Source organism: Pseudomonas sp. UYIF39, from assembly GCF_029963765.1.
In the GTDB taxonomy this organism is placed as follows: domain Bacteria; phylum Pseudomonadota; class Gammaproteobacteria; order Pseudomonadales; family Pseudomonadaceae; genus Aquipseudomonas.
Map to the genome: position 1 here is coordinate 215,244 of NZ_JALBYU010000008.1, position 17,785 is coordinate 233,028.

19 protein-coding genes and 1 pseudogene are annotated in these 17,785 nt (G+C 55.2%); 13 read left to right on the forward strand and 7 right to left on the reverse strand.

The window, feature by feature from the left end; all coding sequences use genetic code 11:
* Positions 1-106 precede the first annotated feature (106 nt).
* The 5 genes from MO767_RS13720 (at position 107) to codA (ending at position 5,254) form a co-directional block, all read left to right on the forward strand.
* Complete coding sequence (locus MO767_RS13720) at positions 107-1,186, forward strand: patatin-like phospholipase family protein (RefSeq protein WP_282480922.1); 1,080 nt, start codon at positions 107-109, stop codon at positions 1,184-1,186.
* A 94-nt stretch (positions 1,187-1,280) separates the two neighbouring features.
* Entirely contained in the window at positions 1,281-1,637 is a 357-nt protein-coding gene (gene queD / locus MO767_RS13725) for a 6-carboxytetrahydropterin synthase QueD (RefSeq protein ID WP_282480923.1), read from the forward strand.
* A gap of 85 nt (positions 1,638-1,722) precedes the next feature.
* Positions 1,723-2,541 (forward strand): alpha/beta hydrolase, encoded by an 819-nt coding sequence (locus tag MO767_RS13730; protein ID WP_282480924.1) that lies wholly within the window; start codon positions 1,723-1,725, stop codon positions 2,539-2,541.
* Positions 2,542-2,724: 183 nt separating this feature from the next.
* Complete coding sequence (codB, locus tag MO767_RS13735) at positions 2,725-3,996, forward strand: cytosine permease (RefSeq protein ID WP_282480925.1); 1,272 nt, start codon at positions 2,725-2,727, stop codon at positions 3,994-3,996.
* A gap of 13 nt (positions 3,997-4,009) precedes the next feature.
* Positions 4,010-5,254, forward strand: coding sequence for a cytosine deaminase (codA, locus tag MO767_RS13740; RefSeq protein WP_282480926.1), 1,245 nt, complete (start codon positions 4,010-4,012; stop codon positions 5,252-5,254).
* A gap of 112 nt (positions 5,255-5,366) precedes the next feature.
* Here codA and MO767_RS13745 read toward each other — a convergent pair whose 3' ends face one another.
* On the reverse strand, positions 5,367-6,359 hold the full coding sequence (locus MO767_RS13745) for a diaminopimelate epimerase (protein ID WP_282480927.1): 993 nt from the start codon (positions 6,357-6,359) through the stop codon (positions 5,367-5,369).
* Between the two features lie 192 nt (positions 6,360-6,551).
* On the opposite strand from MO767_RS13745, the gene MO767_RS13750 reads away from it, so the two are divergent.
* Entirely contained in the window at positions 6,552-6,845 is a 294-nt protein-coding gene (locus MO767_RS13750; RefSeq protein ID WP_282480928.1) for a hypothetical protein, read from the forward strand.
* Positions 6,846-7,066: 221 nt separating this feature from the next.
* A complete protein-coding gene (locus MO767_RS13755) occupies positions 7,067-8,218 on the forward strand; it encodes an MFS transporter (protein WP_282480929.1) in 1,152 nt (383 codons plus the stop codon).
* A gap of 157 nt (positions 8,219-8,375) precedes the next feature.
* Here MO767_RS13755 and MO767_RS13760 read toward each other — a convergent pair whose 3' ends face one another.
* Entirely contained in the window at positions 8,376-8,684 is a 309-nt protein-coding gene (locus MO767_RS13760) for a plastocyanin/azurin family copper-binding protein (protein ID WP_282480930.1), read from the reverse strand.
* A gap of 13 nt (positions 8,685-8,697) precedes the next feature.
* A complete protein-coding gene (locus tag MO767_RS13765) occupies positions 8,698-9,666 on the reverse strand; it encodes a metallophosphoesterase (protein WP_282480931.1) in 969 nt (322 codons plus the stop codon).
* 154 nt (positions 9,667-9,820) lie between these two features.
* Between MO767_RS13765 and MO767_RS13770 the strand changes: the two genes are divergently transcribed.
* Entirely contained in the window at positions 9,821-10,333 is a 513-nt protein-coding gene (locus tag MO767_RS13770; protein WP_282480932.1) for a sigma-70 family RNA polymerase sigma factor, read from the forward strand.
* Positions 10,326-11,069: an anti-sigma factor gene (locus tag MO767_RS13775; protein ID WP_282480933.1), complete on the forward strand. Its 744-nt coding sequence runs from the start codon at positions 10,326-10,328 to the stop codon at positions 11,067-11,069. Before MO767_RS13770 ends, MO767_RS13775 begins: the two co-directional genes overlap by 8 nt.
* A gap of 169 nt (positions 11,070-11,238) precedes the next feature.
* On the opposite strand, the gene MO767_RS13780 is transcribed toward MO767_RS13775, so the two are convergent.
* The gene (locus MO767_RS13780; protein ID WP_282480934.1) at positions 11,239-11,493 is read right to left on the reverse strand and encodes a hypothetical protein; all 255 of its coding nucleotides are present in this window, start codon (positions 11,491-11,493) and stop codon (positions 11,239-11,241) included.
* 37 nt (positions 11,494-11,530) lie between these two features.
* Positions 11,531-11,914: a DUF6124 family protein gene (locus MO767_RS13785; RefSeq protein ID WP_282480935.1), complete on the reverse strand. Its 384-nt coding sequence runs from the start codon at positions 11,912-11,914 to the stop codon at positions 11,531-11,533.
* 450 nt (positions 11,915-12,364) lie between these two features.
* Here MO767_RS13785 and MO767_RS13790 point away from each other — a divergent pair, with 450 nt between their 5' ends.
* Together MO767_RS13790 and MO767_RS13795 are read left to right on the forward strand one after the other, a co-directional pair.
* On the forward strand, positions 12,365-12,958 hold the full coding sequence (locus MO767_RS13790; RefSeq protein WP_282480936.1) for a helix-turn-helix transcriptional regulator: 594 nt from the start codon (positions 12,365-12,367) through the stop codon (positions 12,956-12,958).
* Positions 12,948-13,826, forward strand: coding sequence for a queuosine precursor transporter (locus tag MO767_RS13795; protein WP_282480937.1), 879 nt, complete (start codon positions 12,948-12,950; stop codon positions 13,824-13,826). Before MO767_RS13790 ends, MO767_RS13795 begins: the two co-directional genes overlap by 11 nt.
* Positions 13,827-13,884: 58 nt before the next feature.
* On the opposite strand, the gene queC is transcribed toward MO767_RS13795, so the two are convergent.
* A complete protein-coding gene (queC, locus tag MO767_RS13800; RefSeq protein WP_282480991.1) occupies positions 13,885-14,574 on the reverse strand; it encodes a 7-cyano-7-deazaguanine synthase QueC in 690 nt (229 codons plus the stop codon).
* Positions 14,575-14,854: 280 nt separating this feature from the next.
* Entirely contained in the window at positions 14,855-15,997 is a 1,143-nt protein-coding gene (locus MO767_RS13805; protein WP_282480938.1) for a hypothetical protein, read from the reverse strand.
* A 464-nt stretch (positions 15,998-16,461) separates the two neighbouring features.
* Here MO767_RS13805 and MO767_RS13810 point away from each other — a divergent pair, with 464 nt between their 5' ends.
* Both MO767_RS13810 and MO767_RS13815 read left to right on the forward strand, forming a co-directional pair.
* Positions 16,462-17,385 (forward strand): hypothetical protein, encoded by a 924-nt coding sequence (locus MO767_RS13810; RefSeq protein WP_282480992.1) that lies wholly within the window; start codon positions 16,462-16,464, stop codon positions 17,383-17,385.
* Between the two features lie 162 nt (positions 17,386-17,547).
* Positions 17,548-17,736 (forward strand): annotated as a pseudogene (locus MO767_RS13815) (AraC family transcriptional regulator); the annotation flags it as partial.
* Positions 17,737-17,785 lie beyond the last annotated feature (49 nt).

Consider the following 17,785-nt stretch of genomic DNA (forward strand, 5'->3'; position numbering starts at 1 on the left):
ACTTTCAACAAATATGTCGACTGTCACACAGCTATCGCGAGCAAGCTCGCTCCCACAGGGGATTCATGCACTTATAATCCCCCGCTTGCCTGCATTCGAGACCGGTATGACAGCTATCCACATCAAGTTCCCCTCGCTGACTCTCAAGGCCGGCCCTCGCGCCTTGGCGCGCATCCGTGAAAACGGTTTGAGCGCCGCCGATGTCGGCACACTGCCGGGTGCCGCCGGTGGTCCCAAGGCGCTGGGGATTCAAGGTCTGGACCTGGCGTTGTTCGGTGAATGGCTGCCGGCGGCACCGCGGGAGCGCTCGTTGATCGGTGCGTCGGTGGGTTCCTGGCGCTTCGCCAGCGCTTGCCTGCCGGATGCCGCCGAAGGTATCCGCCGCCTCGGTCACCTCTACACCGAGCAGAACTTCGTCAAGGGCGTGACCATGGCGCAGATCAGCCAGAGCTCTCGGCGCATGCTCGATGACCTGCTCGACGGCCGCGACGCTTCGATTCTGGACAACGCTCATTACCGACTGAACATCTTGGTGGTCAAAAGCCACGGCCTGCTGGCGGACGATCATCGCGGCCGACTGGGGCTGGGCCTGTCATCGGTGATTGCCGACAACCTGCGCGGCCGGGCGCGCCTGTCGCGGCATTTCGAACGGCTGATCATTCACGATCCGCGTCTGGCACCGCCGGTCCATGCACTCAACGATTTCCCCTCGCGCTTCATTGCGCTGAATGCCGGCAACCTGCGCCAGGCCTTGCTCGCCTCAGGCTCGATCCCGATGGTGATGGAAGGCGTGCGTGATTTGCCGGGGGCCGGTGCCGGGACGTTTCGCGATGGCGGTCTGCTGGACTATCACCTCGACCTGCCCTACAGCGGCAACGACATCGTGCTCTATCCGCATTTCACCGACCGGGTCATTCCCGGCTGGTTCGACAAGACCCTGCCGTGGCGACGAGCGTGTCCTGCGCGTTTGCAGGATGTCCTGTTGCTGGCGCCATCGAAGGATTACCTGGCGCGCCTGCCCTACGGCAAACTCCCGGACCGCAACGACTTCAAACGCTTCATGGGCGATGCCCCGAGTCGGCAGAAATACTGGCGCACGACGATGGATGAAAGCCGTCGTATGGGCGATGAGTTCCTCGAACTGGCCGCCAGCGGTCGCCTCGGGGAGCGCTTGCTGACCCTTTAGTCAGTGTTTTCCCGCAACGCCAAACGCAAACTGGTAAACTCGCCGCCTGCCCATATCGCCGCGGCGATTGCCACCTGACAGAGCTGAAATCACTGTGGAAATCTTCAAAGAATTTACCTTCGAATCCGCCCACCGCCTGCCCCACGTACCGGACGGCCATAAGTGCGGCCGCCTGCACGGTCACTCGTTCAAAGTGGCGATCCACCTGAGCGGCGATCTTGATCCGCACACGGGCTGGATCCGCGACTTCTCGGAAATCAAGGCGATCTTCAAGCCGCTCTATGAGCGCCTGGACCATAACTACCTGAACGACATTCCTGGCCTGGAAAATCCGACCAGCGAAGTGCTGGCCAAATTCATCTGGCAGGAATTGAAGCCTCTGTTGCCGGAACTCAGCGCGATCCGCATTCACGAGACATGCACCAGCGGCTGCATCTATCACGGTGAGTAAACCGATAGATCAAAAAAACCACCGAGACCGGTGGTTTTTTTATGCCTATGCTTTTTGACTCGAACACGCCAAGAGGACACCCCCAATGACTGACTGGCCGCTGCCTCAGACCTATCGCTTCAACGGGCACTCCGTTCGCTACGCCGTACGGGGCGACGGTCCGCCGTTGGTGTTCGTGCATGGCACGCCCTTCTCTTCTTACGTGTGGCACCGGATTGCGCCGCACTTCATCACCACGCATCGGGTGCATTACTTTGATCTGTTGGGTTATGGGCTATCGGAGAAAATCGAGGGCGATGTGTCGCTGGGTGTGCAGAACGACCTGTTGGCTCACTTGCTCGATCACTGGGGGCTGGAGCGACCAGACGTGGTTGCTCACGACTTCGGCGGCGCCACAGCTCTGCGTGCTCACCTGCTGAACGGCAAGGACTACCGCAGTCTGACGCTGATTGATCCCGTGGCGCTGACGCCCTGGGGTTCGCCGTTTGTGCAGCATGTGCGTCAGCATGAGGCGGCATTCAGTGGCCTGCCCGATTACATTCAGCAAGCCATCGTGCCGACCTATATTCGCGGGGCGATCAAGCGCGAAATCCCGGACGACGAACTCGCGCCTTACGTGCAGCCGTGGCTCGGCGATCCGGGGCAAGCGGCGTTCTATCGGCAGATTGCGCAGATGGATGAGCGTTATACCCGTGAGGTCGAAGGGCTGTACCCGACGATTCGTTGTCCGGTGCAGATTCTGTGGGGGGAAGACGATCTGTGGATTCCCATTGAGCGCGGGCAGGCGTTGCATCAGATGATTCCGGGGTCGCGGTTTCAGACGGTTCCCAATGCCGGGCATCTGGTTCAGGAAGATGCGCCGGAAGCGATTGTCGCGGCGCTTCTGCGGTTTTTACCTTCATGACCATTCCCACGCTCTGCGTGGGAATGATCAACGGCAGTGTTCCAACTTGCACCACTGCCGCACCGCTATCGAGCCTTCCTCAAGCCAAATTCCCCCGCTCGGCTATAAATAACTACACCACCCCACGCTTGGCACGACCACTGCAACACGCCCCCGCGTCACTCATTCAGCAAGGAACGCCCCATGACGCAGAACGATCCCGGCAACGACTACCCCCTCAGCGAAGTCCCGATGCATGCCCGCAAAGGCCTGGCCTCCACGGCCATGGTGCTGCTGGGTTTCACCTTTTTTACCGCGACCATGTTTGCCGGCGGCAAGCTCGGAGTGGCGTTCAGCTTCGGCGAGATGATGGCGGTGATTATCGTCGGCAATCTGCTGCTGGGAATATACGCCGCAGCTTTGGGCTACATCGCCTTCAAGAGCGGCCTGAATTCGGTGCTGATGGGGCGCTTTTGCTTCGGTGAAGTGGGCAGCAAGCTCAGCGACCTGATCCTCGGTTTTACCCAAATCGGCTGGTACGCCTGGGGCACGGCCACTGCTGCCGTGGTGCTGGGCAAATATTTCGAATTGAGCGAGGGCGCCGTTCTCGGGCTGATGGTGCTGTTCGGCCTGATGTTTTGCGCGACCGCGTACGTTGGTTATCGCGGCCTGGAAATTCTGTCGTACATCGCCGTGCCGGCGATGATGTTGCTGCTGATGCTGTCGATGTGGGTCGCCACAGTGAAGGTCGGCGGGCTCGACGGTTTGCTCGCGGTGGCTCCGTCCGGGACACTGGACTGGTCGACCGCGATTACCTTGGTGTTTGGCACCTTCGTCAGCGGCGCAACCCAGGCGACCAACTGGACGCGTTTCTCCCGTTCAGCACGCGTCGCGGTGCTGGCAAGCCTGATCGGCTTCTTCGTCGGCAACGGTCTGATGGTGTTGATCGGTGCCTATGGCGCAATCGTCTACCAGCAACCGGACGTGGTCGAAGTGTTGCTGTTGCAAGGCTTCGCCATGGCGGCGATGGCGATGTTGCTGCTCAATATCTGGAGCACCCAGGACAACACCATCTACAACTTCGCCGTCGCTGGCTGCAACCTGCTGCGCACCCGCCGTCGCAAAACCGTAACCCTGGCGGGCGCGGTGATCGGCACGCTGTTGGCGCTGCTGGGCATGTACGACATGCTGGTGCCCTACCTGATTCTGCTGGGCACCGTGATTCCGCCGATTGGCGGCGTGATCATGGCGGACTTCTTCTACCGTTATCGTGGTCAGTATCCACGTCTGGCCGATGCCCGATTGCCAGCGTTCAATTGGTCCGGTTTGGCCGCCTACGCAGTCGGCACCGTTGCTGCGTTCAACTCACCGTGGGTCGCGCCGCTGGTAGGGATTGCCGCTGCCGCGCTAACGTATGTGTTACTGACCGGCATGCTGGGTGCCCGTACTGCCAACGCACCATTACAAGATCTATAAAAGGATTCGCCTGATGCACATCATCAACGCCCGCCTGCGCAACCAAGATGGCCTGCATGAGTTGCACCTGGAAAACGGCCTGATCAGCAACATCGCCCGACAGACCGAAGCGCCGACCCTGGGCCCCGATGATCTGGACGCCGGCGGCAACCTGGTAGTGCCACCCTTCGTCGAGCCGCACATTCACCTCGACGCCACGCTCACCGCCGGCGAGCCGCGCTGGAACATGAGCGGCACGCTGTTCGAAGGCATCGAGTGCTGGGGCGAGCGCAAGGTGACCATCACCGAAGAGGACACCAAAACCCGCGCCAGGAAAACCATCCAGACCCTCGCCGCCCACGGCATCCAGCACGTGCGTACTCACGTCGACGTCACCGACCCGCAGCTCACCGCGCTCAAGGCGATGCTCGAAGTGCGCGAGGAAAGCCGTCACCTGATCGACATGCAGATCGTTGCGTTCCCGCAGGAAGGCATCGAGTCGTACCGTAACGGTCGCGAGCTGATGGAAGAAGCGATCCGCATGGGGGCCGATGTGGTCGGCGGTATTCCGCATTTCGAGTACACCCGCGATCAAGGCGTGAGTTCAGTGAAATTCCTGATGGACCTGGCCGAGCGCACCGGTTGCCTGGTGGACGTGCATTGCGATGAAACCGACGACCCGCACTCACGTTTTCTGGAGGTGCTGGCCGAAGAAGCCCGCAGTCGCGACATGGGCTCGCGAGTGACCGCCAGCCACACCACGGCGATGGGCTCTTACGACAACGCTTACTGCGCCAAATTGTTCCGCCTGCTCGGGCATTCGGGGATCAGTTTTGTCTCCTGCCCCACCGAAAGCATTCACCTGCAAGGGCGCTTCGACAACTTCCCGAAACGCCGTGGCGTAACCCGTGTCAACGAGCTGCTCGAAGCCGGGATGAACGTGTGTTTCGGTCAGGATTCGATCGTCGACCCGTGGTATCCGCTGGGCAACGGCAATATCTTGCGGGTGCTCGAAGCCGGCCTGCACATCTGCCACATGCTCGGGTACCGCAACCTGCAAAGCGCGCTGGACCTGGTCACCGACAACAGCGCCAAGGCCATGAACCTGGGTGATCGTTATGGACTGGAACGCGGGCGGCCAGCGAATTTGCTGATTCTGTCGGCGGACAGTGATTACGAGGTGATCCGCAGTCAGGGCCTGCCGCTGTATTCAGTGCGCGATGGCAAGGTGTTGATGAAGCGGCAGATGCCGGTGGTGGAATGGGCGGATCAGCCCTGAATTTTCGCTGACTGGACGGGCCTCATCGCGAGCAAGCTCGCTCCCACAGGAAATTTGTGAACGACACAGATCCAATGTGGGAGCGAGCTTGCTCGCGATGGCAATCTAACATTCAGCTCATCAATCGAGCCGTACCAAACAGGCTGACCCGACTCAATTCACCACCCGCTTCCTCCAATAAAATCGGCGCCGTACCACCGGGCATGACCACTTTCACCTCCCCGGCACTGACCCAACCCACCCGCCACGCCGCGCAAGCCACCGCACTGGCGCTGGTGCCCGACGAGGCCGTCGGCCCTTCTCCGCGCTCGAATACCCGCGCGACGACTCGCCCTTCTGACTCAAACATCGCCCATTGCAGATTGACGCCAGCAGCACACGGCTCCCCTACCCCGGTCGGCATGGCATAAGCGATACGCGTCAGCCCTTCGGACAGCCCGGGTTCGCGCATCTGCTCATTGCTCGGCAATGCCTTGGCGCTCTCTAAAAGTGTCACGCAATGAGGATTGCCGATGCGCACGAACTGGCTTCGAGACCAGGCGGGATCGAGCGCCGACAACGGCTGCACATGGCTGACGTCGCGACCGTTCAACTCCACGCTTTCAACCCCTTTAGCCCCCACCGCGTCAGGCCCGAACGAGGGTTTGCCCAGATCCAGCCAGAAGCCTTTCACTCCCTCGACCTCGGCCGGTTTCACCGAAGTGTCAACCGGTGAACCCGCATCAGCCTTGTCGTGATGAACCCTGAGAAAACAAAGCTCGTCCCTCGGCAGCAGACCTTGCTCACTCAGGGCCTGGGAGAAAATCGTCAGCCCATTGCCACTGCGCTCGGCCAGGGTGCCGTCGGTGTTGACGATCAGCAGGTCAAACGGTGGCGAGTCTTGAAACGGCCCGATCAGCAAGCCATCGCAACGATGGTCCTTGCTGCCGGACGGTTGTGTACCAGGCGCCCAGCCACAGAACGCCTCGATGGCCGACAGCGCCCATGCCTCGCAGGTTTGCGCTGCCGGACCGGCCAGCTCAGGTAAATCGATACCCGCGCAGCGCACGGCCTCGGGCGCTGCAACCGCATAGATATTGCCTCGAGCATCGTAGAACGGTGCCATGGATCGGTCCTGAAATCAGCCAGAAAAGAACCTGTACTTTAGGGGCTCCCGGAAGAAAACCGCAAACGATCCGGTTATTTAACCCCCGCCTCTTATCGCAAAACAATCGCTGCAACCTGTCAGTTGTGACAGCAGACAGCCCATCCAACTCGCCCCAAAGTAGAACCTCGCCTCTATCGTGTGGTAACGATCATGAAAAGGACGTTCCTATTACACCTGCTGATTGCCCTCACGTTTGGCGGTGCGGTCATCGCCGGTCAAAACGGCGCCGGCGTAAAGGTGATCGACGACGTCATGCCCAACCACATGACCGACAACAATAACCCCGAACCGCTGTTCCTCAGAGGCCGAAACGAATGGCGTCACGATTGTGAACCCTGTGATAAAGGCGACGTTTTCCTTGATGGCAAAGCCAATCTAAACACTGACAATCCGCGCGTGTTCGAAACCTTCAACTCTGAATTCATCAACCTGCACGACCATTAAGACGCCCAGGGGGCGTGGGATCCTATGATCCGTCTAGCGGCATGCGCTGGCAGCCGGGTCCCAACGTGAGCTTGACCAGCGAGATGGGCAGCACAACGGGAGGGGCGTTTTAACGTTGCGATTGACGATTAGGAGAAACCCTCAGGGTCGCGACACGCTGTCTGATATGCAAGGATGCTCCTCGGTCTATTGTCAGCAACCCGCAACGCCAAGGATTTTTCATGACTGCCCTCAACACGTCTGCGCCCGTCATCCCCGGACGCCTGGAACAGATGTCCACGCGGATCGCCTTTTTCATTGCCGGTTTCGGCATCGCCGCGTGGGCGCCGCTGGTGCCCTACGCCAAGGCTCGGGCCGGGCTGGATGAAGGGACGCTCGGTTTGCTGCTGTTGTGCCTGGGGGTGGGGTCGATTCTGGCGATGCCGATGGCAGGGCTTCTGGCCACGCGTTTCGGCTGTCGCCGAGTGGTGAGCGCCGGGGTGTTGCTGATCTGTGCGGCCCTGCCGCTGTTGGCGACGGTGTCATCGATTCCAGCGTTGATAGCCACGCTGTTCATGTTCGGCGCGGGCCTGGGCACGGTGGACTCGACGGTGAACCTGCAAGCGGTGATCGTCGAACGTGCCAGCGGCAAGAACATGATGTCGGGGTTTCACGGGATGTTCAGCCTCGGCGGGATTGTTGGCGCGGCGGGTGTCAGCGCCCTGCTCGGCTTGGGCCTTTCACCGCTGGGAGCGATGGCGGTGGTGATTGTCGTGCTGGTGCTGGCCTTGCTGAAAGCTGCGCCGCACCTGTTGCCTTACGGCAGTGAAAGCTCGGGACCGGCGTTTGCCGTGCCCCATGGCATCGTGCTGTTTATCGGCGGTATGTGTTTCATCGTGTTCCTGGCCGAAGGCGCGGCGCTCGACTGGAGCGCAGTGTTCCTGGCACAGGAACGCGGGATCGACACGGCGTATGCGGGGCTGGGTTACGCGGCGTTTGCGCTGACCATGACCGCCGGGCGGCTGACCGGGGACAGGATTGTCCGGCGTCTGGGCGCGACGCGGGTGATGGTGTTCGGCGGCCTGACGGCGGCAGCGGGCTTGGCGTTGGCGACGTTTGCGCCAGCCTGGGAGGCGGCGTTGGTCGGGTATGCGTTACTGGGGGCGGGTTGTTCGAACATTGTGCCGGTGCTGTATACCGCGGTCGGTAAACAGACGGTCATGCCTGAGCACATTGCGGTGCCGGCCATTACCACCTTGGGTTACGCGGGCATTCTCGCGGGCCCGGCGGTGATCGGTTTTATCGCCCATGGCAGCAGTTTGAGTTTTGCCTTCGGGTTGATGGCGGTGTTGCTGGTGGCGGTGGCCATTGGCGGGAAGGTGTTGAAGGTCTGAAAGCTTCGTCGGATCGCCGCCCGGACCAGGCTCGCTCCCACAAGGGATCTTCAGTGAACACAAATTTTGTGAACGACATGGATCAAATGTGAGAGCGAGCCTGCTCCCAGGGGATTAGGGTTTCTTCAGCCGGATCTATCGCAAGTTTCTTGCGGCATCACTGACTGACCACAATCTTCCCGATCATCTGCGGGTGCAGCGCACAAAAATACTCAAACTCCCCCGGCGTGTTGAATACCCAGGAAAAGCTGTCACTGGTATCCAGCGCCCCAGAGCGAAACACCTTGTGGGTTTCCGCCACCGTATGCGGAATCTGGTCGTCGTTCACCCACGTCACTTTGGTGCCCACGGCCACGTTCAAATCCTTGGGCCCGAACATGAACTCCTTGATATCGATTTTCACCTCCTGAGCCCATACCGGCATCGACAGCATCAGGCAGACAACAGCCAACAGTCGCGTTTTCATCTCAGCGCCTCCGCTAAACCAGTGTCGAATCGATCAGCGCCAGCGGATGCTCGCCCTGCGTCGCTCGCACATCGGTGAGTCCTAAATAATTGCGCAGTTGATCAGCCGCCACCGTCATCGGTCCCGGTGCCGACGCCGTACCCGGTGCAGGTTGTGGATAAGCCGTGCCGCGGGCGGTGTGGAAGGTGATATTGCCTTCAACCTTCTGGATGACCTGATGGATATGCCCGTTCAACACCGTCACCGAACCGTACTTGCGCAGCATGGCAATCGCCTGATCGCCATCCTCGGTGCCCCAACCCCACGGCTGATAAATCGTCCACAACGGAATATGGGTAAACACAACGATTGGCGTGCTGCTCGTCACGGCGCGCAAGTCATCGGCCAGCCAGGCCAGTTGATCGGCGCCAAGAGTCGCTTCATGGCCAGCCTGGAAATTGAAGACATTCACCAGCCCGATGAAATGCACGCCGTGGTCATCGAAGCTGTACCAGCCATTGCCTTTGGTGCCCTTGCCGTAACGCTCCAGATAGAGCTTGCCGCCGCCCTCGTCGAGGGTGTCGTGCTCGCCCGGCACGTAATGCACGGTGGACGGCAGGCCCTTGAGCAGTTGCGCGGCCGTGTCGAACTCTTCCGGTTTCGACAGGTGGGTGATGTCGCCGGTATGCAGGATCAACGACGGCCGTTTCGGCAATGCGATGACCTTGTCGATGGCCACCTGCAAGGTCTTCAACGGTTCCGGGTTGGCCTCCTTATTGAAACCGATGTGCGAGTCGCTGATCTGCACAAAGTGGAAGGTGCTGGCCAGCGCTTTGGGGTCGGCGACGTTGCCGGAATCGTCCAGCGCAAAGGCCCGTGGAATGCCGCCGCTCAAGGCCCAGATCACGCCGGCCCCGGCCCACGCGGAGCACTTGAGCAGTGTCCGGCGGTCGGGGTTCAGCGGACCGTCGGTGCGTCGTTCGTATTTCGTATGTATGTCCATCGGTGTGCCCTCGCTAGCGGACTACAGTGATGAAGCTGACACGAGATACAACCTTGCGGGACAAGTCTTTATTCCACGTCGGAAAATTATTTTTTCCCCGGGAATAAAACCCGGCGAATGGCAGTTATAGGGGTGGGACGTTACGGGAATCACTATGAAGCGATTTGAGGAATTGTTTGCGCCCCACATGGACGCCGCCTACAACCTCGCGCGCTGGCTCACCGGAAACGACAGCGCCGCGCGCGATGTCGTGCAGGAAAGCGCCCTGCGGGCCTTCAGATTCTTGCACCGTTTCGCCGACGGCAATGCCAAGGCCTGGTTTCTGACCATCGTGCGTAACGAAAGCTACACCTGGCTCAAGGCCTCGGCCGGCCACCACTGGGTGTCCATCGGCGATGAACTGCCCGAAGACGATGCGGCATTGAGTCACGGCCAAACCCCGGAGTTGCTGGCCATTCACACGGAAAACGCGGCGCTTGTCCAGCAAGCCCTGTGCGCCCTGCCGCCAGTATTTCGCGAGGTGATTATTCTCAAGGAGCTCGAAGACATGCCCTACAAGGACATCGCCTTGGTGGCCGACATCCCCATCGGCACCGTCATGTCGAGACTGGCCAGGGCTCGCGCCATGCTCAAGCTCGAACTACTGAAGTTGCACGATCATGAATGAACTCGACTGCACGGCTTGCCAGACGCTGGTTCATGGCTATCTGGACAAGGAACTGGATACGGTGACGACTGCCCGGGTCGCCGGACATTTGGCCGAATGTGCCGAGTGCGCGCGACTGCATGATCAGGCGCGGCTATTGAAGGTCAGCGTGAAACGGCATGCGCCTTATTACTCGGCACCGGCGTCGTTGACGGCCAACCTGTTCGCCCCTGTTGCACCTGAACCCCGTGCAGTGGAACGTTGGCGAAAATGGTTCGCGCCTGTTTTTTCAGCGACAGCGCTGGCCTTGGCAGTGATGCTGTATGTCGTCACGCCGGGCAGTGAACAGCCGTTGATGGATGAGGCGGTCTCCAGCCATGTCCGCTCGTTGATGGGCGAGCATTTGAACGATGTGGTGTCGTCCGACCGCCATACCGTGAAACCCTGGTTCACCGGCAAGCTCGACTTCTCGCCGCCCGTATTCGATTACTCGGCGCAGGGTTTTCCGTTGTTGGGTGGGCGGCTGGATTACCTGCAACATCAGACCACGGCGGCCCTGAGCTATGGGCGCGCCAGGCACATAATCAATGTGTTTATCCTGCCCACGCAGGAGGCGGACAAGCAGCGGCAGAGTCAGACAGTCCGCGGCTTTAACGTCGTGTTCTGGCAGGAGAACCACATGCGGTTTGTGCTGGTTTCCGATCTGGAAAAAAGTGAACTGGAGGCGCTCAGCCAGTTGCTCAAGAACGGCGCCTGAAGGGACGCTCCCCCCCTACCGACGCCGGAGCTGCCGAAGGCTGCGATCTGAACACTCAGCGCACAAAACCAGACGGAGGCTTTTAATGTAGCGCGAGGACTGAGGAAAATCTGCTGATCATTCCCACGTTACCTGTTTGTAAAGGGGCGCCGAAAGGCGCCCCTTTTTTCTACGCTGAAACCTGCCCCTGCAATCGTCGTCCGACGACATCCATCAAATCACAGCCATCGCGCAGTGAAGTCACCAACACCCGCGCCAGCTCACTGTGGACACCCTCGCCAAACGCAATGTTCTCCAGCAGTTGCGTTGCGGTACGAATGCGGTAGGCCGCGGTTTCATGCAACACGTCCAGTGGTGCTTCGGTGTCGATCAGCAATGATGGGATGTTGCAGTCGATGCCAGTGATAGGCATGTATCGATCCATGATGAAAAACCTCCATTGGGTAAAGGCACACGATTATTCAGCGCTGGCAGTTGGACGGCACGTCAGACGATCCCCGGGGCGGTTCCAGGTTGTCCAGTGCTCGATTGACCAACAATTCGCCCAGCGCAGACAGTTGCTGAATACCCACAATGACATGGCGACGAGGGCCTTCCAGTTCACGGGCGAGATCGGTGGCCATGACACTGAGGGAGGCGAGGGTTTCAGAGGCGTGACAGAGCAGGGATTCCGTGTCGACATCCGGAACGACGGCGAAGAAATAGCTGGCAGATGCGGGACGTGTGTGAGTGCGCAGGGGCACGCTGACGAGTTGTTCGGTGACTTTGGCGGGACTGGATGAAGCGACGGTGTCGTCGGCTGGAAGGCCTGACGATTCGGTTGCGATTGAGGTGACCTTTTTCATGCTGGTGCTCCTTGCGAGGGTAAGAAAGCGCCCGTCTCTTGCCTTCAACCAGGATTGGGTGACGGCTATACAGGGCGGATCGGTAGATTTATTACCAGAAAATTCTATTTAATTAATCAAATAAATGAACATCTGTGTAATTAAATGATTCTTCCCCGACAAATCATTTTAATATTCAAATAGTTCCAGACCTTAGTCACCAAAACCGCTTTACCTCACAAATTTCTGACACTTCCTAATTACTGTAAGACTATTCTTTATACTGAGTAGGCAACGTCTTACATGCAATGATGGCACCAAGTCGTGCAATGAAAAACCATTTCACCGTTGCGCGCCTTGCTCGAAAAATTATCATTTTTGTCTGGGTGACAGATGTGTAGGATGCAGCACTCAAAGAGAATCACCCTGTACTCGTAATCTATTGCAACACAAGCAAATGGCAGATATTCAATGCACAAGAAAGACAGAACAGAAAAATTAAAAAACAATATCAAGTACTTGATAAAGAGTCGCGGAGAGACTCGGCTTTCCTTGTGCAATTCCAGCGGCTTGACCCGAACAACCATCTACAACATCTTGGAAGGAAAGGTTGTCCATGTACAACAATCAACGATTCGAAAAATATCGGATTTTTTTGGTGTGTCTTATACGGAAATAGAAACGATTGATTTTGAAGAAAAAGAAACAATAGAGAGTAGCGTCTCCCCACTCGGAAACATGAATCCGGCAGCAGTCCCGATTATTAGAGAGAGCCTGCTGATTCAGAGTCTGGACAAAAGAATTGGCGAGCTGGCCATCACGCATCCGTTGACGTATTACTTTGGTACGGCCTGCAATGTAATAGGTGTGCTTCTGGAGAATGACATTAATGCAAATGAGCCAGGAGATATCTTGATAGTCAAGAAAGGCTTATCAAGTGACAACGGAGAGAAGCTGGCATACGAAAAAGCAACGAAAAAGCTTACTGTCGTAGGCGATGACTTTTGCAGTGATACTTTTTGCATTATTGGAGATGTGATCGAGGAGAGATTTAATGGAAAGTAACAATGAAGTCGAAAACAGCAAATACAAATTATTGGGATTTGAAAGAAACAAAAAACGCGCCATTATTATGGTGATTCCCACAGGGAGAATTATAAAAATCACGCTAGACGAGGTATTAAGAAGCGAAATAATAGATAACCTAAGCAAGGTGGAAATCAAGGACATATACCGCAAATATTACTCTGGCGGGACTGCGCTAACCACCTACGAAATGAATGATCGCAATGAACGATCTTGGATGATCTATGTCGCACTAAATGTACTCCTGCTTTCACTTTACATCTTCACAAACATCGCCGCGACCAGACTTATTTACCTGGAATGGTTTGATCTTGTCATTCCCCCTGCTGTTTTTCTTTATCCTCTAACATTTTTAGTCGTTGATTTATTGAACGAGAGTTACGGACTTAAACTGGCAAGGAAAGCCCTTCTATTTGCTTTTTCAAGTAACGCGCTAATTGTTTTACTAATGAACGCTGTCATTTATCTCCCTGGATTACCCGGATGGAAGCTTGATGTACCGTATGCAGAAGTCGTCACTCATGTGTCGTCAGTTCTAGTAGCGTCATCAGTTTCGTTTCTATTTTCTGAATACGTGAATTCGTATTTACTTTGCAAGATAAAAGAACTAACAAACTCCCGATTTCTTTTTTTGCGTGTATTCCTTAGCACTTTCTTCGCAGTAATAATCGACAGCATCCTTTTTTGCTACATTGCATTTTACGGCACAATGCAAAATAGCGACATACTCAATATGATTTATGCGCAGATAGCTATAAAGATGTGTTTCGCTGTATTTAATGTTTTTCCAGCATACGGAGCAAGATCATTATTTAAAAGCTATATCGCAGGAGCCAAAACAAATTAAACCAAAGGAGAGCGCGGTCAATACAAGTTACGCGCTCTCCCAGTAGCACAATATTTTTTTACAATCCTATTTTTATTTTTAGACTATTCGAAACCTCTTCTCTGCCCTCAAAAAACTCACTCAATCCTTTTGAACGGAGGCTACAAGCATCACAATCGCCGCACCCACTTCCCATTATTCCGTTATAACAAGTCAATGTATGATAACGAATCAAATCCAGCTGCTTATGATAATCAGCCAAAGCCCAGGTCTCAGCTTTATTAAGCCGCATAAGCGGCGTCTCGATTCGAATCTTATAGTCCATGCCCAAGTGAATGGCACTGTTCAACACCTTAACAAATTCATCACCACAATCAGGATAACCAGAGCTCTCTGTTTCACACACACCGGTGATGACAGCTTCAGCACCCACTTGATAGGCATAAATAGAAGCCAACGTCAAAAACAGAATATTCCTGCCAGGCACGAACGTATCAGGCACACCGTTCCCCGTACTCCTTGCAATTGGAATGTGGTCGCGCGTCAAACTGCTAATGGCCAGTTCGCTCAACAATGAAGTGTCCAATACTTTGTGCACCTTCACACCAAGCTGTTTTGAAAGCTGTTGCGCCACTTCGATTTCCGCACGATGGCGCTGGCCATAATCAAACGTAATGCAATGAATTTCATCGTACATCGGCAATGCATGGATCAAGCAGGTGGTTGAGTCTTGTCCACCGCTGAAAACGATAACGGCCTTTCTGGTCATGGTTCGTTCTTCCTTGGGGTGTCCCGGCAGGGTGCCGGGGCCGTTGACCCTACCGGGATGCTCAAACTCTGGGTGTGGGAGGTTTCCGAAATAACCGTCTCCGATTTCCGTTTGTGTCATTTCCATGCTGGACTCCCGAGGGATTTTCCAACCAGTCATCACTGATGACCCGCTTCAAACGGCAGTTACGCGGTCCCTGTGGGAGCGGGCTTGCTCGTGATGAACGATTACACGGTGCCTCAGTGATTACTTGGGCCGTTCGACAATGGCGGTTTCAAGCCTATGGAAGATCCATTCTGTAACCCGCCCCCGGCGCACCTTCATGTAACGCCGACTGAATGTTCGCATACAAGGCGTTCGCCTCGTGGGTAGTGATTGATCGCGAACAATCACGCAGTACAACGCGCAGAAGCACATTTTCCTGGCCCGGCAGCAGTCCGAGGCGTTCAATTGCCTGCACAGGTAAATCCGAGAATCCCCAACGTCCCTTGACTTGCATCTCCTCGATCCAGTCAGAGTTGTCGCCAGCAGCTTGTAACATCCTCTCGGTCAACACTTCCTCACTTAACCCCGGCGTTACCGCCAATGAAATATCACGAGCAATCGAAGGCAAACGTGATACAGCGCTCCAGGGATTCAAATCATGCATCTGCGCCTGTACTCGTACGTTCTGATCACGTAACAGGCGAATATCCGGAATCCCCTTGCGCAGCATGGTCAGTCGATCCAACCCCATCCCGAGCGCCAGCCCTCCATGACGCTGCGGATCAATCTTCAAGCGCTCCAACAAAGACGTAGCAATACGACCGCACTCCAGCACCTCGACCGGAGCGCCGTCATTCAACACATTCACTTCTATTCCGCCCTCCGTGTAGTGATGCGGACTATCGCTGTAGACCCAACGCTTGTCAGGAACGGCTGATTTGAGGATATCGCTGACCAGACGCAACAAGTGGTCATGCGTCGACAGTTCCGGATCACCCAGCACCCAGATATCCATTTGATGTGGTTCTGCGCAATGCCAACGATCCCGACTGTCTCGACGAAAAGTGATACCTGGCGCGGCCAGCAATATCGTCTCCCCCGGTTGCCGCACATGAGCCGCACGCTGAAGTGCCGCCGGAATTTGACTGGTGGTTTGTGTACGCAAAAGGGAACACTCATCGACCCAACGGGTGTGCTCACTCCCAAGAGTGACTTCTGCTGGGTCATAACCCAGCAAACCGTAATTTTCTTCAGCGGACACAATTCGTGGTCCGGTCTGAAGTTGCGCTTGGGGCCAGCCTTTTTCAGCAAGCCCCTGAAGAACTTCATTTAGCAATAGTCGGACGGCGTGATCGGGAGCGCTTGCCTCGGTAAGATCAACCAGTAGCAGGGCTTGATGGACAGATGTATCTGTCAGGTATTTCTTTGATGCATGCACTATATAACCCTCTATAATCAGTTGAACATTTAGCTTTCAAAAAAAACAAACCCCATAAACAAACTTAACTACATCAGATCATCAGCCACAACCAAAAAAAATGGAAATATTAAATTTTCAGAACAGGATTACAGCTACGCCCTACACAAATAACCTATAGAGCTTTACGATAACTCCAACAGTCAAATTAATTCTAAAAAACCCCTAACAAATGATTTAACACATCAAAAAATTCTGTATTAATTAGTCCACTCCCAAACATTTCAGGGAGCACAAACCAACAAATAAAAAAGGAAGATCCTATGAAAAAGAAAAAAATCATCAAAGAAAAACTCAACCGAATCACTTCTGGCCCGGATAATTTTGGTTGGGCACCTCTGGCGTGGGCTCATACTGGAGAGTAAATAATACCAATGAGCGACAAGAGCTTTCTTGCCGCTCATTGGAAAGAAGAGGAGCATTTTATGCCAACATCAAAAATTGTATCGACGCTCTTTGGTCAGGGGGAGTTATCAATAATTTCGGATTCAGAAGACTTCCTCAGAGAATGTGCGCACCAAGGTTTCAATACGGCACATATTTCTGAGATTGAAAAACTACCAAAAAATAGTATTATTTTTTCCTTTAGCAATGATGCTGCTAAATTGACGTTTGATATCGCAAAAAACACAAAAAATAAAAAATGCGTTTTTTGCGCAACGCAAGTGTTCGAGCCTTCTTTAGCTAGTGCACTCTACAGCCTGGAGCTATTACTGAGTAGCAATTTTGAACATGCCTTATGCACACAGCGATCCGTGTTGAACATGCTCAATTCAAATGAATCCTTTTTCCTGTCTGGTAATGACGCTGATGCGCGCGTCACTATTTTCCCTCACGCACAGCCATACGCACTACTTGCCGAAGACATAGAACAGGACTTTGTTCAGTCCGTGGCAGAATTTTTTGAAGTTCATTATGCACACATGAACCCACAAGAATCTTGCCCGTTTTCTTTTAGCGGAACTTTGAAAATCGCAGGAATACTGACAGTACTGAGAAAACCTAACCCGACATTGCCAGAAGGATTGAAAACCTCACTAAAATGGCTGAGTGATCGCATATCGGAAGAAGGGGCATGCTTATCAGTTGAAGACAACATCATCACCTCACTGAAAGTAAAAAACGAGGAACATATAAAACTTTTGGACCTTGCGGCTGGTTCTCGCGGACTTAAGCTAACCGAGTTCGCTATCGGGGTAAACGAGGCTATCGCGCCAAGTATTGACTACAAAATCAACTCACAGATGAATGAAGGTATCAGTGGGGTTCATTTAGCTATTGGTGATGGATCTTCCGGCTATCACATAGACTTCCTTAGCCCAGCCGTGAGCGTAAGCCCAGTACACTAGCAGTTCCATTATTAACTACTTACTGATGGCACAGAGCAGTCGGACCGCAGTTGGTTAATACGCCTGTTCAACAGCGCCTGTCGCAAAGACGCCTGCGACAGTTCCTACATAGATCCGCATCCCCCAGTAGGAGCTGTCGCAGGCTGCGATCTTTTGATGTCAGTGCTAGCGCAACCACTCGATAAACAGGGCGGACTGGCTCCGCTGCTCGCAACGCTCGAGCAACTGCCTCCGGAGCTTCAAGTCCTGGAACAACAGATCAGCCCCATCGAACTGCTCGCGACCGGGCGGAACATTGGCTACAGCGCCTTCGACCTGGGGTTTGCCAGTGACAGCGCGTTCATCGCCTTCTTGAACGACACGACCGGCATCACCCGGACGCCTGGTTCAAATAAGCACC